20 protein-coding genes and 1 tRNA gene are annotated in these 12,720 nt (G+C 66.9%); 1 reads left to right on the forward strand and 20 read right to left on the reverse strand.

All coding sequences use genetic code 11. The annotated features are described in order from the left end of the window. Positions 1-27: 27 nt before the first annotated feature. The gene (locus tag ACY0MJ_RS02685; protein ID WP_462636732.1) at positions 28-660 is read right to left on the reverse strand and encodes a hypothetical protein; all 633 of its coding nucleotides are present in this window, start codon (positions 658-660) and stop codon (positions 28-30) included. Between the two features lie 709 nt (positions 661-1,369). Continuing rightward, positions 1,370-1,446: transfer RNA gene (locus tag ACY0MJ_RS02690), tRNA-Met, on the reverse strand. A gap of 115 nt (positions 1,447-1,561) precedes the next feature. Here ACY0MJ_RS02690 and ACY0MJ_RS02695 point away from each other — a divergent pair. Next, entirely contained in the window at positions 1,562-3,580 is a 2,019-nt protein-coding gene (locus tag ACY0MJ_RS02695; protein WP_462636733.1) for an MDR family MFS transporter, read from the forward strand. Positions 3,581-3,631: 51 nt separating this feature from the next. Here ACY0MJ_RS02695 and rplQ read toward each other — a convergent pair whose 3' ends face one another. From rplQ to rplN, 18 genes are all read right to left on the reverse strand, one after another. Next, positions 3,632-4,024 carry a 50S ribosomal protein L17 gene (gene rplQ / locus ACY0MJ_RS02700; protein ID WP_462636734.1) on the reverse strand — a complete coding sequence of 131 codons (393 nt, stop codon included), beginning with the start codon at positions 4,022-4,024 and terminating at the stop codon, positions 3,632-3,634. A 120-nt stretch (positions 4,025-4,144) separates the two neighbouring features. Then, positions 4,145-5,134, reverse strand: coding sequence for a DNA-directed RNA polymerase subunit alpha (locus ACY0MJ_RS02705; protein WP_462636735.1), 990 nt, complete (start codon positions 5,132-5,134; stop codon positions 4,145-4,147). A gap of 84 nt (positions 5,135-5,218) precedes the next feature. Beyond that, positions 5,219-5,842 carry a 30S ribosomal protein S4 gene (gene rpsD / locus ACY0MJ_RS02710; protein ID WP_462636736.1) on the reverse strand — a complete coding sequence of 208 codons (624 nt, stop codon included), beginning with the start codon at positions 5,840-5,842 and terminating at the stop codon, positions 5,219-5,221. Between the two features lie 142 nt (positions 5,843-5,984). Further along, positions 5,985-6,389, reverse strand: a complete 405-nt coding sequence (gene rpsK, locus ACY0MJ_RS02715) for a 30S ribosomal protein S11 (RefSeq protein WP_462636737.1) — start codon at positions 6,387-6,389, stop codon at positions 5,985-5,987. A 19-nt stretch (positions 6,390-6,408) separates the two neighbouring features. Next, on the reverse strand, positions 6,409-6,774 hold the full coding sequence (rpsM, locus tag ACY0MJ_RS02720) for a 30S ribosomal protein S13 (RefSeq protein WP_462636738.1): 366 nt from the start codon (positions 6,772-6,774) through the stop codon (positions 6,409-6,411). 19 nt (positions 6,775-6,793) lie between these two features. Further along, positions 6,794-6,907, reverse strand: a complete 114-nt coding sequence (rpmJ, locus tag ACY0MJ_RS02725; protein WP_011481465.1) for a 50S ribosomal protein L36 — start codon at positions 6,905-6,907, stop codon at positions 6,794-6,796. Between the two features lie 29 nt (positions 6,908-6,936). After that, positions 6,937-7,155 (reverse strand): translation initiation factor IF-1, encoded by a 219-nt coding sequence (infA, locus tag ACY0MJ_RS02730; protein WP_169417113.1) that lies wholly within the window; start codon positions 7,153-7,155, stop codon positions 6,937-6,939. Positions 7,156-7,160: 5 nt separating this feature from the next. After that, entirely contained in the window at positions 7,161-8,477 is a 1,317-nt protein-coding gene (gene secY, locus ACY0MJ_RS02735; RefSeq protein ID WP_462636739.1) for a preprotein translocase subunit SecY, read from the reverse strand. Positions 8,478-8,492: 15 nt separating this feature from the next. Then, a complete protein-coding gene (gene rplO / locus ACY0MJ_RS02740; RefSeq protein ID WP_462636740.1) occupies positions 8,493-8,924 on the reverse strand; it encodes a 50S ribosomal protein L15 in 432 nt (143 codons plus the stop codon). A 1-nt stretch (position 8,925) separates the two neighbouring features. Further along, positions 8,926-9,114 carry a 50S ribosomal protein L30 gene (rpmD, locus tag ACY0MJ_RS02745; protein ID WP_462636741.1) on the reverse strand — a complete coding sequence of 63 codons (189 nt, stop codon included), beginning with the start codon at positions 9,112-9,114 and terminating at the stop codon, positions 8,926-8,928. Positions 9,115-9,125: 11 nt separating this feature from the next. After that, positions 9,126-9,647 (reverse strand): 30S ribosomal protein S5, encoded by a 522-nt coding sequence (gene rpsE, locus ACY0MJ_RS02750; protein ID WP_462636742.1) that lies wholly within the window; start codon positions 9,645-9,647, stop codon positions 9,126-9,128. An 18-nt stretch (positions 9,648-9,665) separates the two neighbouring features. Next, positions 9,666-10,034 (reverse strand): 50S ribosomal protein L18, encoded by a 369-nt coding sequence (gene rplR, locus ACY0MJ_RS02755; protein WP_462636743.1) that lies wholly within the window; start codon positions 10,032-10,034, stop codon positions 9,666-9,668. An 11-nt stretch (positions 10,035-10,045) separates the two neighbouring features. Beyond that, a complete protein-coding gene (gene rplF / locus ACY0MJ_RS02760; RefSeq protein ID WP_462636744.1) occupies positions 10,046-10,579 on the reverse strand; it encodes a 50S ribosomal protein L6 in 534 nt (177 codons plus the stop codon). Positions 10,580-10,597: 18 nt separating this feature from the next. Continuing rightward, positions 10,598-10,993 carry a 30S ribosomal protein S8 gene (gene rpsH / locus ACY0MJ_RS02765; RefSeq protein ID WP_462636745.1) on the reverse strand — a complete coding sequence of 132 codons (396 nt, stop codon included), beginning with the start codon at positions 10,991-10,993 and terminating at the stop codon, positions 10,598-10,600. Positions 10,994-11,013: 20 nt separating this feature from the next. Continuing rightward, positions 11,014-11,319, reverse strand: coding sequence for a 30S ribosomal protein S14 (gene rpsN / locus ACY0MJ_RS02770; protein ID WP_462636746.1), 306 nt, complete (start codon positions 11,317-11,319; stop codon positions 11,014-11,016). Between the two features lie 9 nt (positions 11,320-11,328). Continuing rightward, a complete protein-coding gene (gene rplE, locus ACY0MJ_RS02775; RefSeq protein ID WP_462636747.1) occupies positions 11,329-11,868 on the reverse strand; it encodes a 50S ribosomal protein L5 in 540 nt (179 codons plus the stop codon). A gap of 2 nt (positions 11,869-11,870) precedes the next feature. After that, positions 11,871-12,185 carry a 50S ribosomal protein L24 gene (rplX, locus tag ACY0MJ_RS02780; protein ID WP_462636748.1) on the reverse strand — a complete coding sequence of 105 codons (315 nt, stop codon included), beginning with the start codon at positions 12,183-12,185 and terminating at the stop codon, positions 11,871-11,873. 12 nt (positions 12,186-12,197) lie between these two features. Next, a complete protein-coding gene (gene rplN, locus ACY0MJ_RS02785; protein ID WP_187075638.1) occupies positions 12,198-12,566 on the reverse strand; it encodes a 50S ribosomal protein L14 in 369 nt (122 codons plus the stop codon). Positions 12,567-12,720 lie beyond the last annotated feature (154 nt).

Here is a 12,720-nt window from a genome sequence, read left to right on the forward strand (position 1 = left end):
GACGAGGAAACGGCTCGAGCACATTCTTCATCGGCGCTGTGTCTCACTCGCGGTGTTGGGCACCCACACGATCGCGCTCCAGCCCAGCACGTTCATTGAGCGCCGCTCGTTTATCGCGACGCTGCCGCCCTGCACGTTCCAGCGGCGCAGGCCGTCGCGGCCAGGGGGCTTACCCGGCCCCATTCGCCGCGACAGTGCATCGGCCGCGCGGCCATGACCCCACCACGGCACATGCACCATGGGGAGTGCCAGGTACCCCTTGCGCAGGAACAGCGCCAACGTGAGGGCCGGGTGGCCGTCGACCTCGTGCACGGCGGCGTAGCACACCCGATCGCCAAGCTCGCTTCGTTCCGGCATGCAAGTCAGCGGCACACCAGGAAAGCGTTCACACACGCCCGGCTCGTCCAAGGACGGCGAGAGGGCCTCCCACGCAACGCTCGCCTCGGGCAGCCTTTCGCTGAAATGGTTCTGGTAGACGTGCAGGACCGGAAAGTTGACCACCGCCATCAGCACCGGGTAGCAGAGCAAGATCACCAGGGCAATGTTGGCCCAGCGGGGCAGCGGCCGCTTGAGGAGGCTCGGCTCCTGCGACGACACGCGCAAAGGTGCCCTCTCCCTTGCTTCCACGCGTTCGGTGATCTGGCTTCTGTCCTCGTTCATTTCCATCTCCTCTGGGGCATGGCCTCCTGCGCGACGGCGACCGTTTGCAGCACCAGCGTCACCTGCGCGCCGCTGGACGCCCGCCAGCGAACCGCCAGGTCCCGTAGCTGCGCACCGCATCGCGCAGCGAGTCAAGCACGCGCGGCGGAAGGAAGGTGGCAGACTGCACGTGCTCCAGCAGCGACTGCCCCAGCGTGATCGGATGACGCTGGCGCCGCTAGATGCAGCGCAGCGCCAGCATCGAACAGCGCATCGCCGCACCCGGCACGCCCGGCCCGAGAACCACGCGCCGGTGAGCGCGACAGCGATCGCGATGCGCCAGCGCTGCCACCAGAGCAGCGCCGCGGCGAGGAGCAGCCAGAGCAGCTTGGCCAGCAGTCGCAGCATGGCCTGCACGGCGGCTGCGCGCGCACGGGCTTCCGCCGCTTCCTGCGCGGTCATCGGCCGGGCGAGGATGCGCCAATCACCTTCGCCGGTGGCACGCGCGAGCGCCTCCGCTCCGGCGAGCAAGGACCCGACCACCCTGCGCTGCCATGCAGGCAGGGCACGATCAACAGAGGACCCTGCTCGGGGGTACCCAATGGTCACGACGGCGATTGAGCGCAGAAGCGTGGGCTACGCGCGGGCTAGAAATGGGCTACGCGTGGGCTACAAACAAAAACGCCCACATGAAGTGGGCGTTTGCTGAAGCGGCGGACCGCTCCGGTGTTGGTTGCGCGGGCAAGATTTGAACTTGCGACCTTTGGGTTATGAGCCCAACGAGCTACCAGGCTGCTCCACCGCGCGTCAGAGAGGGAGAGTATAGCCGATTCGGCGGCGCTTCGCCGGCTGCCGCATCGCTGAGCCGCCATTCCGCCGCCGTCCTACGGGGCAACGAGGGCCCCTGATCTACGGTGTCTGCGTGTCCGCCACCGACCCGCTGGATCGCCCTTCGCTGCAGGGGCGCGGAACGGCGCAGCCTTCGCCCTCGCCGGCGGGCTCGCGCCGCGCCGTGCTCACCGCCATCAGCGGCCTGCTGATCTCGATGCTCCTGGCCTCGCTGGACCAGACCGTCGTCGGCACGGCGCTGCCCGTCATCGTCGGCGAGCTGGGCGGGCTGGAGCGGCTGTCGTGGGTGGTGACGGCCTACCTGCTCGCGCAGACCATCGTCACGCCCATCTACGGCAAGCTCGGCGACCTGTACGGGCGCAAGCGGATGATGCAGGTGTCCGTGGTCGTGTTCCTGGTTGGCTCGGCCCTGTGCGGGCTGAGCCGCAACATGCCGGAACTCATCGCCTTCCGCGCGTTGCAGGGCGTGGGCGGCGGCGGTCTCATGGTGACGGCGATGGCCGTGATCGGCGACATCCTGCCCCCGCGCGAACGGGGGCGCTACCAGGGGCTCTTCGGCGCCGTGTTCGGGCTGTCGAGCGCGGCCGGCCCGGTGATCGGGGGCTACTTCGCCACGCACCTGTCCTGGCGCTGGATCTTCTACATCAACCTGCCGCTGGGCCTGCTGGCCCTCGTCCTGATCGCCTCGACGCTGCCTTCGGGGTCGCCGCGCGCCGAGCGCCGCATCGACTACGCGGGCGCGGCGCTGCTCGCGATCGGCCTCGCCGCGATCGTGCTCGTCACGGACCTGGGCGGCAACGCGGCGGCGTGGCAGGGGCCCTACCTGTTCGTGCTGGCCGGCGCCGGCCTGCTGGCGCTCGTCGCGTTTCCCTTCGTGGAGCACCGCGCCGCCGAGCCCATCCTGCCGCTGCGCCTGTTCCGCAGCCGCGCCTTCCTGGTCGCCGCCGGCGTGGGACTGATCGCGGGCTTCGCGATGTTCGGCTCGGTCACCTACATCCCGGTGTTCCTGCAGGTTGCCAAGGGCGCCACGCCGACGGAGGCCGGCCTGCAGATGCTGCCGCTGATCGCGGGCATGCTGCTGTCGTCCATCGCCTCCGGCCAGGTCATCAGCCGCACGGGCCACTACCGGTCCTTCCCGATCGCGGGAACGGCGCTGATGACGGTGGCCCTCGCCGCCCTGTCCACGGTGCATGCGGACAGCGGCATGGGCTTCATCCTGTCCATGGCGCTCCTGCTCGGTCTGGGGATCGGCCTCGTGATGCAGGTGCTCGTGATCGCGGTGCAGAACACCGTGGACTACCGCGACCTCGGCATCGCGACGGCGGGAACGTCCCTGTTCCGCTCCATCGGCGGCGCGGTGGGCACGGCGGCGCTGGGCGCGATCTTCATCGCCGCGATCGCGAACGCGCTGCCGGCGGGATCGCAGATCCCGGACGTGCAGGCGATGGCGCAGATGGACGCCACCGCGCGGGCAGGGTACGCCGGCGTGTTCACGCACGCCATGGCGGTGGTGTTCCGCGTGGCGGCCGTGATCGGCTTCGTCGGCTTCCTGATCGCGTGGGCCCTGCCGCAGCGGCCGCTGCGCGAGACGGTGGCGGCGGCCAGCGGCGACGTCGGCGAGGAAATGGGCCAGGCGATGGCGATGCCGCGCAGCCCGGGCGCGGCCGAGGAACTGATACGCGGTCTCGCGGCCGTGATGGACCGCGACTTGCGGCGCGAGCACGTGGGCCGCGTCGTGGAACGGGCGGGCGTCGGCCTGCCCGCCGCCTCGGGCTGGCTGCTGCTGCGGCTGAACGATGCGCCGCACGCGCGGCTTCCCGAGCTCGTGCCGCTGTCCCCGTTCAGCGCGTCCGAGGTGGAGGCCGCGGCACAGGACCTCGCCGGCCGGGGACTCGTGGTGCAGGAGGCCGGCGGCAGCTGGGAACTCACGCGCTCGGGCTGCGCGGCGCTGCACAGCATCCAGCAGGCGCGCCGCGCCCACCTCGATGCGCTGTTCGCGCAGTGGTCGCCCGAGCAGCAGTCGGAGCTCGCGCAACTGGTGCAGCGGCTCGCGCCCCAGCTGGTGCCGCCCTCGCGCCAGGCGGCGGCCTGAAAAAGAAAAACGCCCGCGATGCGGGCGTTTCATCGGACTGCGCGGGGCCGCTTATTCAGCGGCTTCCTCGCCGGTTTCGGTCGGCTCGGGACGGTCGACCAGTTCCACCAGCGCCATCGGCGCGTTGTCGCCAACGCGGAAGCCCATCTTCAGGATGCGGGTGTAGCCGCCCGGACGGGTCTTGTAGCGCGGGCCCAGCTGGTCGAACAGCTTGGCGACGTTGTCGCGGTTGCGCAGGCGGTCGAAGGCCAGGCGCTTGTTCGACAGGGTGGGTTCCTTGCCCAGCGTGAGCATCGGCTCGATCACGCGGCGCAGTTCCTTCGCCTTCGGCACGGTGGTCTTGATGACCTCGTGCTCGATCAGCGAATTCATCATGTTGCGGAGCATCGCGAGGCGGTGCTCGCTGGTGCGGTTCAGTTTGCGGAGGCCGTGGCCGTGGCGCATGGTGCTTTCCTTTCCTTAGTTCGCGGCGAGCCGTGTCAGGTACTCGCCGGTGCACTTTGCGGGTTGATTGATCAGTCGAGGACAGAGCAGCGCGCTACGCGCTTCTGGTCTGTCCCGCGATTACCTTTTATCGAGGCCGGCGGGCGGCCAAGATTCCAGTTTCATGCCAAGGGTCAGGCCGCGCGAGGCGAGCACTTCCTTGATCTCGTTGAGCGACTTGCGGCCCAGGTTCGGGGTCTTCAGCAGCTCGTTCTCGGTGCGCTGGATCAGGTCGCCGATGTAGTAGATGTTCTCGGCCTTCAGGCAGTTCGCGGAACGCACCGTCAGTTCGAGCTCGTCGACCGGGCGCAGCAGGATCGGGTCGAACTGCTGCGAGCTGCGCTGCACCGGCGCATCGAAGGCGGCCAGTTCGCTGCCTTCCAGCTGGGCGAAGACGGCGAGCTGTTCCACCAGGATCTTGGCCGAGGCGCGCACGGCGTCCTCGGCGGTGATCGCGCCGTTGGTCTCGATCTCCATCACCAGCTTGTCCAGGTCGGTGCGCTGCTCCACGCGGGCGCTTTCGACCGTGTAGCTCACGCGCTTGACCGGCGAGAACGAGGCGTCCAGCACGATGCGGCCGATCGACTTGGTGGGCTCGTCGCCGTAGCGGCGCATCGTGCCCGGCACGTAGCCGCGGCCCTTCTCCACCTTGATCTGCATGTCGATCTTGCCGCCTTGCGACAGCGTGGCGATGACGTGCTCGGGATTGATGATCTCGACGTCGTGCGGGGTCTGGATGTCGGCGGCCGTCACGACGCCTTCGCCATCCTTGCGCAGGGAGAGCGTCACCTCGTCGCGGTTGTGGAGCTTGAACACCACGCCCTTGAGGTTCAGCAGGATGCCCACCACGTCTTCCTGCACCCCGTCGATCGACGAGTACTCGTGCAGGACGCCGGCGATGGTCACCTCGGTCGCCGCGTACCCCAGCATCGACGAGAGCAGGACCCGGCGCAGCGCGTTGCCCAGCGTGTGGCCGTAGCCGCGCTCGAAGGGCTCCAGGGTCACCTTGGCGCGGTTCGTGCCAAGCTGTTCCACGTTGATGGACTTGGGTTTCAGCAGGTTGGTTTGCATGCAGGACTTTCCTCTCAATACCCCCGGCTCGTTACACCGGTAAGGCTGGGGCCCTGCCGCGGTGCCCCGCGGCAGGGAACAAAATTAACGCGAGTAGAGTTCGACGATCAGCGATTCGTTGATGTCGGCGCCGAACTCGTCGCGGTCCGGCACCTTCTTGAACGTGCCTTCGGCCTTGTCGACGTTCACTTCGATCCAGGCCGGGATGCCGACCTGGGTGGCCAGTTGCAGGGCCTCGACCACGCGGTTCTGCTTCCTGGACTTCTCGCGCACGGCCACCACGTCGCCCGGCTTGACCAGGTAGGACGGGATGTTGACCGGCTGGCCGTTCACCGTGATGGCCTTGTGGCTCACGAGCTGGCGCGCCTCGGCGCGGGTGGAGCCGAAGCCCATGCGGTACACCACGTTGTCCAGGCGGGACTCGAGCAGGAACAGCAGGTTGGCGCCGGTGTTGCCCTTGCGGCGGTCGGCCTCCTCGAAGTAGCGGCGGAACTGCTTCTCCAGCACGCCGTACATGCGCTTGACCTTCTGCTTCTCGCGCAGCTGCAGGCCGAAGTCGCTGGTGCGCTGGCCCGAGGTGCGGCCGTGCTGGCCGGGCTTGGAGTCGAACTTGGCCTTGTCGCTGATGGCGCGGCGGGCGCTCTTCAGGAACAGGTCGGTGCCTTCGCGGCGGGAGAGTTTGGCCTTGGGGCCGAGGTAACGTGCCACTTTTCTCTTTCCTTCAAATGACTACCGCGGCCTGTTGCCGCGGGAGCCGGTGATGCATGCACCACCGGCGGTGGGCTTCAAACGCGCCCTGGGTCCCCGCCTCCGCGGGGATGACGCGGGGGCCGGAACGTCGGGCGACTGCTTAGATGCGACGACGCTTCTGGGGGCGGCAGCCGTTGTGCGGCACCGGCGTGACGTCCGAGATCGAGTTGATCCGGATGCCCAGCGCGGCGAGCGCACGCACCGACGACTCGCGGCCCGGGCCGGGGCCGCGGATCTCGACGTCCAGGTTCTTGATGCCCTGCTCCATCGCGGCGCGGCCGGCCACTTCCGAGGCCACCTGGGCGGCGAACGGCGTGGACTTGCGCGAGCCCTTGAAGCCCTGGCCGCCCGAGGAGGCCCAGGACAGCGCGTTGCCCTGGCGGTCGGTGATCGTGATGATCGTGTTGTTGAAGGACGCGTGCACGTGGGCGACGCCGTCGTTCACGTTCTTGCGGACCTTCTTGCGCACGCGCTGCGCTGCGTTGTTGGCAGGAGCCTTGGCCATTGCTTAATCTCTTTCCGGTTTATTTCTTGAGCGCCTGCGCCGCCTTGCGCGGACCCTTGCGGGTGCGGGCATTGGTGCGGGTGCGCTGGCCGCGCATGGGCAGGCCGCGGCGATGGCGGAAACCACGGTAGCACCCGATGTCCATCAGGCGCTTGATGTTCATCGTGGTCTCGCGGCGCAGGTCGCCTTCGATGGTGAACTGGGCGATCTGGTCGCGGATCTTCTCCAGGTCGGCGTCGGACAGGTCCTTCACCTTCCTGGAGTAGGGGATCCCGGTCGCTTCGCAGATCTTGCGGGCGCGCGTGCGCCCGATGCCGAAGATCGCCGTCAGGCCGATCTCGGCGTGCTGGTGCGGCGGAATGTTGATGCCGGCGATACGTGCCATGTCGTCGTTCCTCTAAATCTCAACCCTGGCGCTGCTTGTGGCGCGGGTCCGTGCAGATCACGCGGACCACGCCCTTGCGGCGGATGATCTTGCAGTTGCGGCAGATCTTCTTGACGGAAGCCGAAACTCTCATGTTCTTTCTCTCCTAAATCCCACTCGCGCCTACTTGGCCCGAAACACGATACGTGCCCGCGACAAGTCGTAGGGCGTCAGTTCCACGGTGACCTTGTCACCTGGGAGGATGCGGATGTAGTGCATCCGCATCTTTCCCGAAATATGTCCGAGCACCAGGTGCCCGTTTTCCAGCTTCACCCTGAACGTCGCATTCGGAAGGTTTTCGACCACCTCCCCCTGCATCTGGATGACGTCGTCCTTCGACACGATCTTCAGCCACCGAGGGACGTCTTGAAGTTCGCCTTCTTCAGCAGCGATTCGTATTGCTGGCTCATCAGGTAGTTCTGCACCTGCGCCATGAAGTCCATCGTGACCACCACGATGATCAGCAGCGAGGTCCCGCCGAAGTAGAACGGAACGTTGTACTTCAGGATCAGGAACTCCGGCAGCAGGCAGACGATGGTGATGTAGACGGCGCCCACCAGGGTGAGGCGCGCCAGGATCTTGTCGATGTACCGGGCCGTCTGCTCGCCCGGGCGGATGCCCGGCACGAAGGCGCCGCTCTTCTTCAGGTTGTCCGCCGTCTCCCGGCTGTTGAACACCAGGGCCGTGTAGAAGAAGCAGAAGAAGATGATCGCCGCGGCATAGAGCATCACATAGATCGGCTGGCCGGGGCTCAGCGTCGCCGCAATGTCCTTCAGCCAGCGCAGGCCATCGCCCGTCGAGAACCAGCTGACCACCGTGGCGGGCAGCAGGATGATCGAGCTGGCGAAGATCGGCGGGATCACGCCCGACATGTTCAGCTTCAGCGGCAGGTGCGAGGACTGGCCGCCGTACACCTTGTTGCCCACCTGGCGGCGCGCGTAGTTCACGAGGATCTTGCGCTGGCCGCGTTCGATGAACACCACGAAGTAGGTCACCAGGACCACCAGGATGACGATGAAGATCGCCACCAGGGGACCCATGGCGCCAGTGCGCACCAGCTCCAGCAGTCCGCCGATCGCGCTGGGCAGGCCCGCGGCGATGCCCGCGAAGATCAGGATCGAGATGCCGTTGCCCAGGCCGCGCTCGGTGATCTGCTCGCCCAGCCACATCAGGAACATGGAACCGGCCGTCAGGCTCACCACCGCGGTCATGCGGAAGCCGAAGCCCGGGGCGATCACCAGGCCCGGCGAGCCTTCCAGCGCGATGGCGATGCCGAGCGACTGGAACAGGCACAGGCCCAGCGTGCCGTAGCGCGTGTACTGCGTGATCTTGCGGCGGCCCGCCTCGCCCTCCTTCTTCAGCGCCTCGAACGTGGGGACCACGTAGGTGAGCAGCTGCATCACGATGGACGCGGAGATGTAGGGCATGATGCCCAGGGCGAAGACCGTGAAGCGCGACAGCGCCCCGCCCGAGAACATGTTGAACAGGCTCAGGATGCCGCCCTGCTGGCCCTTGAACAGCTGCGCGAGCTGGTCCGGGTTGATGCCGGGCACGGGGATGTGCGCGCCGATGCGGTAGACCACCAGGGCGAGCAGCAGGAAGACGAGCCGGCGACGGAGGTCGCCGAACTTGCCGGTCTTCGCGATCTGGGCTGCGGTTGCCACGTGTGCGTGTGCCTCTTAGTTCAGGGAGCCGCCGGCCGCCTCGATGGCCGCCTTGGCACCCGCGGTCGCGCCGATGCCCGTGAGCTTGACGGCGCGCTTGAGCTCACCCGACTTGATCACCTTCACGTTCTTCACGATCTGGGCGACCAGCTTGGCCTGCTTGAGCGCCAGCAGGTCGACTTCGGCCGCGCCGAGCAGCTCGAGCTGCGCCAGCGTGACTTCGCCGTTGAACTGCTGCGTCTGCGACTTGAAGCCGCGCTTGGGCAGCCGGCGCTGCAGCGGCATCTGGCCGCCTTCGAAGCCGACCTTGTGGTAGCCGCCCGCGCGGGACTTCTGGCCCTTGTGGCCACGGCCGGCGGTCTTGCCCAGGCCGGAGCCGATGCCGCGGCCGACGCGGCGGCGGGGCTTCCTGGAGCCTTCGGCGGGCTTGAGGTTGTTCAGTTCCATGTCAGAGCACCTTCACCAGGTAGTCGACCTTGTTGATCATGCCGCGCACGGCGGGCGTGTCCTGCAGCTCGCTGACGGAGTTCAGCTTGCGCAGGCCCAGGCCGCGGATGGTCGCGCGGTGCGATTCCTTGGTGCCGATGGGGCTGCGCACCAGCTGCACCTTGACCGTCTTGGTTTGTTCTTTCGCCATGTTGCGTTCCTTCAGGCGGCGAAGATCTCTTCGACCGACTTGCCGCGCTTGGCCGCCACTTCGCTCGCGGTGGTGGCGTTCTTCAGCGCGTCCAGGGTGGCACGGACCATGTTGTAGGGATTGGCCGAGCCGTGGCTCTTGGCCACGACGTCGGTGATGCCCATCACCTCGAACACGGCGCGCATGGGGCCGCCGGCGATGATGCCGGTCCCCTTCGGGGCCGGCGCCATCATGACGCGGGCGGCGCCGTGGTGGCCGTACACCTGGTGGTGCAGCGTGCCGTTCTTCAGCGACACCTTGGTCATGTTGCGGCGGGCTTCTTCCATCGCCTTCTGCACGGCCAGGGGCACTTCCTTGGACTTGCCCTTGCCCATGCCGACGCGGCCGTCGCCGTCGCCGACCACGGTGAGCGCGGCGAAGCCGAGGATGCGGCCGCCCTTCACCACCTTGGTCACGCGGTTCACCGCGATCATCTTCTCGCGCAGGCCGTCTTCCGGACCGTCACCCTGACGATTAGCTTGAATCTTTGCCATGTTGGTTATCCGTGTCCGTTAGAACTGCAGGCCGGCTTCGCGGGCGGCCTCGGCCAGCGCCTTGACGCGGCCGTGGTAGGCAAAGCCGGCGCGGTCGAAGGCGACCTTCTCGACGCCGGCGGCCTTGGCCTTCTCGGCGATGCGCTTGCCGACCGACTGGGCGGCGGCGACCGTGGCGCCCTTGCCGGCGCCGCCGAGTTCCTTGCGGACGTCGGCTTCGACCGTGGAGGCCGTCGCCAGCACCTTCGAACCGTCGTCGGAGATCAGGCTGGCGTAGATGTGCAGGTTGGTGCGGTTCACCGTCAGGCGAGCCACGCCCTGCGTCGCAATGCGGATGCGGGTCTGGCGCGCACGGCGCAGACGCTGCTCCTTCTTGGTCAAACTCATGGTGTGGCTCCTTACTTCTTCTTGGTCTCTTTGATCACGACCTTCTCGTCCGCGTAGCGGATGCCCTTGCCCTTGTAGGGCTCGGGCGGACGGACGGCGCGGATCTCGGCGGCCAGTTGGCCGACGCGCTGGCGGTCGGCGCCCTTCAGCACGATCTCGGTGGGCGCGGGGGTCGCGACCGTGATGCCCGCGGGCATCTCGACGTTGACGGGGTGCGAGAAACCGATCTGCAGGTTCAGCTTGTTGCCTTGGGCGGCGGCACGGAAGCCCACGCCCACCAGGTTCAGCTTCTTCTCGAAGCCCTTGGTGACGCCGGTGACCATGTTGTTCACCAGCTGGCGCATGGTGCCGCTCATGGCGTTGGCTTCGCGGGACTCGTCCACCGGGGTGAACGTCAGCTTGCCGCCTTCGTTGCTGACCTTGACCAGCGGGTTCAGGGACAGCTGCAGGTTGCCGCCGGCGCCCTTGACGCTGATCTGGTCTTGCTTGATGGCCACGTCGACGCCCTGGGGGACGGCGACCGGCGATTTTCCGACTCGGGACATTTCTTCAATTCCTCCCGCTTAGGCGACGTAGCACAGGACTTCGCCGCCCACGCCGCTGGCGCGCGCCTTGCGGTCGGTCATCACGCCCTTGGGGGTGGTGACGATCGCCACGCCCAGGCCGTTCATGACCTGGGGGATGGCGTCGCGGCCCTTGTAGACGCGCAGGCCGGGACGGCTCACGCGCTCGATGCGTTCGATCACGGGACGGCCGGCGTAGTACTTCAGGGCGATCTCGAGCTCGCTCTTGCCGCCTTCGGTCTTCACCTGGAAGCCGTCGATGTAACCCTCGTCCTTCAGCACCTGGGCGATGGCCACCTTCACCTTGGAAGAGGGCACCGACACCGTCGCCTTGGAGACCATCTGCGCGTTGCGGATGCGCGTCAGCAGGTCGGAGATGGGATCACTCATGCTCATATCTGAATCTCCTCCTGCGCTTACCAGCTGGCCTTGGTCACGCCCGGGATGTCGCCACCGAAGGCGAGCTCGCGGATCTTGGCGCGGGCCAGGCCGAACTGGCGGAAGGTCCCGCGCGGACGGCCGGTCATTTCGCAGCGGTTGCGCTGGCGGGTGGGGTTCGAGTTGCGGGGGAGCTTCTGCAGCGCCAGGCGGGCCGCCGCGCGCTCCTCGTCGCTGCGCTTGGCGTCGGTCGCGATGGCCTTCAGTTCCTCGTGCTTCTTCGCGTACTGGGCAACCAGCTTTTCGCGCTTGAGTTCGCGCTGGATCAGAGCAGTCTTAGCCACGATGTACCTTTATTGCTTGAACGGGAAACGGAAGCCCGCGAGCAGCGCCTTGCACTCTTCGTCGGTCTTGGCCGTGGTGGTGATGGAGATGTTCAGGCCGCGCAGGGCGTCGACCTTGTCGTACTCGATCTCCGGGAAGATGATCTGTTCCTTGACGCCGATGTTGTAGTTGCCGCGGCCGTCGAAGGCACGGGCCGACACGCCGCGGAAGTCGCGCACGCGGGGCAGGGCAACCGTCACGAAGCGGTCGAGGAATTCGTACATGCGCTGGCCGCGCAGCGTGACCATGCAGCCGATGGCCTGGCCTTCGCGGATCTTGAAGCCGGCGATGGCCTTCTTGGCCTTGGTCACCACGGGCTTCTGGCCGGCGATCTTGGTCAGGTCGCCGACGGCGTTTTCCATGACCTTCTTGTCGGCGACCGCCTCGCTCACGCCCATGTTCAGCGTGATCTTGGTGATGCGCGGCACTTCCATCGGCGACTTGTAGCCGAACTTGGCGGTCAGCTCGGGAGCGACCTTCTCGCGGTAGTGTTGTTGCAGACGGGACATGGTCAGGCCTTGATTTCCTCGCCGGACGACTTGAAGACGCGGGAGCGCTTGTCGCCATCGAGCTTGATGCCAACGCGGTCGGCCTTGCCGGTCGCGGGGTTGAAGATCGCCACGTTGGACTGGTGGATCGGCATGGCCTTCTCGACGATGCCGCCGGTCGTGCCCTTCATGGGGTTCGGCTTGGTGTGCTTCTTGACCAGGTTGATGCCCTCGATCACGAGGTACTGGTCGTCCTTGCGCAGCGTCACGCGGCCGCGCTTGCCCTTGTCCTTGCCGGCCAGGACGATGACTTCGTCACCCTTGCGGATCTTGTTCATGGACGGTGTTCCTTACAGGACTTCCGGGGCCAGCGACACGATCTTCATGAACTTCTCGGTGCGCAGCTCGCGCGTCACCGGGCCGAAGATGCGGGTGCCGATGGGCTCCAGCTTGTTGTTGAGCAGCACGGCGGCGTTGCCGTCGAACTTGATGAGGGAGCCATCGCCGCGGCGGATGCCCTTGGCGGTGCGGACCACGACTGCGCTGTAGACCTCGCCCTTCTTGACGCGGCCGCGCGGCGCGGCTTCCTTGATGCTCACCTTGATGATGTCGCCCACACTGGCGTAGCGACGCTTGGAGCCCCCCAGCACCTTGATGCACAGGACGGACTTCGCGCCGGTGTTGTCGGCGACTTCGAGCCGGGATTCAGTCTGGATCATTTCGTTTATTCCCAACTTGTCCCGAACGCACCCTGCAGGACGATCCGGCAGGACATCGGGGCAGTCTTGGTCCCGTCGTCACCCCGAGGGGCTCCGAATGGGTAGAAGTTCGCCTCCAAAAAGGCGAGCCCGCGATTATGGCAGATCGCGGGCG

This window comes from Ramlibacter sp. bp-362, from assembly GCF_054956735.1.

What these genes read in the sequence shown, in the direction of transcription:
- rplX (WP_462636748.1), bottom strand. Translation starts at nt 12,185, where the DNA reads ATGAACAAGATCCGCAAGGGTGACGAAGTCATCGTCCTGGCCGGCAAG.
- rpsE (WP_462636742.1), bottom strand. Translation starts at nt 9,647, where the DNA reads ATGGCAAAGATTCAAGCTAATCGTCAGGGTGACGGTCCGGAAGACGGC.
- rplO (WP_462636740.1), bottom strand. Translation starts at nt 8,924, where the DNA reads ATGGAACTGAACAACCTCAAGCCCGCCGAAGGCTCCAGGAAGCCCCGC.
- rpsK (WP_462636737.1), bottom strand. Translation starts at nt 6,389, where the DNA reads ATGGCCAAGGCTCCTGCCAACAACGCAGCGCAGCGCGTGCGCAAGAAG.
- rplQ (WP_462636734.1), bottom strand. Translation starts at nt 4,024, where the DNA reads ATGCGCCACGGCCACGGCCTCCGCAAACTGAACCGCACCAGCGAGCAC.
- rplR (WP_462636743.1), bottom strand. Translation starts at nt 10,034, where the DNA reads ATGAGTTTGACCAAGAAGGAGCAGCGTCTGCGCCGTGCGCGCCAGACC.
- rpmD (WP_462636741.1), bottom strand. Translation starts at nt 9,114, where the DNA reads ATGGCGAAAGAACAAACCAAGACGGTCAAGGTGCAGCTGGTGCGCAGC.
- rpsM (WP_462636738.1), bottom strand. Translation starts at nt 6,774, where the DNA reads ATGGCACGTATCGCCGGCATCAACATTCCGCCGCACCAGCACGCCGAG.
- rplF (WP_462636744.1), bottom strand. Translation starts at nt 10,579, where the DNA reads ATGTCCCGAGTCGGAAAATCGCCGGTCGCCGTCCCCCAGGGCGTCGAC.
- ACY0MJ_RS02705 (WP_462636735.1), bottom strand. Translation starts at nt 5,134, where the DNA reads ATGCAAACCAACCTGCTGAAACCCAAGTCCATCAACGTGGAACAGCTT.
- rpmJ (WP_011481465.1), bottom strand. Translation starts at nt 6,907, where the DNA reads ATGAGAGTTTCGGCTTCCGTCAAGAAGATCTGCCGCAACTGCAAGATC.
- rplN (WP_187075638.1), bottom strand. Translation starts at nt 12,566, where the DNA reads ATGATCCAGACTGAATCCCGGCTCGAAGTCGCCGACAACACCGGCGCG.
- rplE (WP_462636747.1), bottom strand. Translation starts at nt 11,868, where the DNA reads ATGTCCCGTCTGCAACAACACTACCGCGAGAAGGTCGCTCCCGAGCTG.
- ACY0MJ_RS02685 (WP_462636732.1), bottom strand. Translation starts at nt 660, where the DNA reads ATGAACGAGGACAGAAGCCAGATCACCGAACGCGTGGAAGCAAGGGAG.
- rpsH (WP_462636745.1), bottom strand. Translation starts at nt 10,993, where the DNA reads ATGAGCATGAGTGATCCCATCTCCGACCTGCTGACGCGCATCCGCAAC.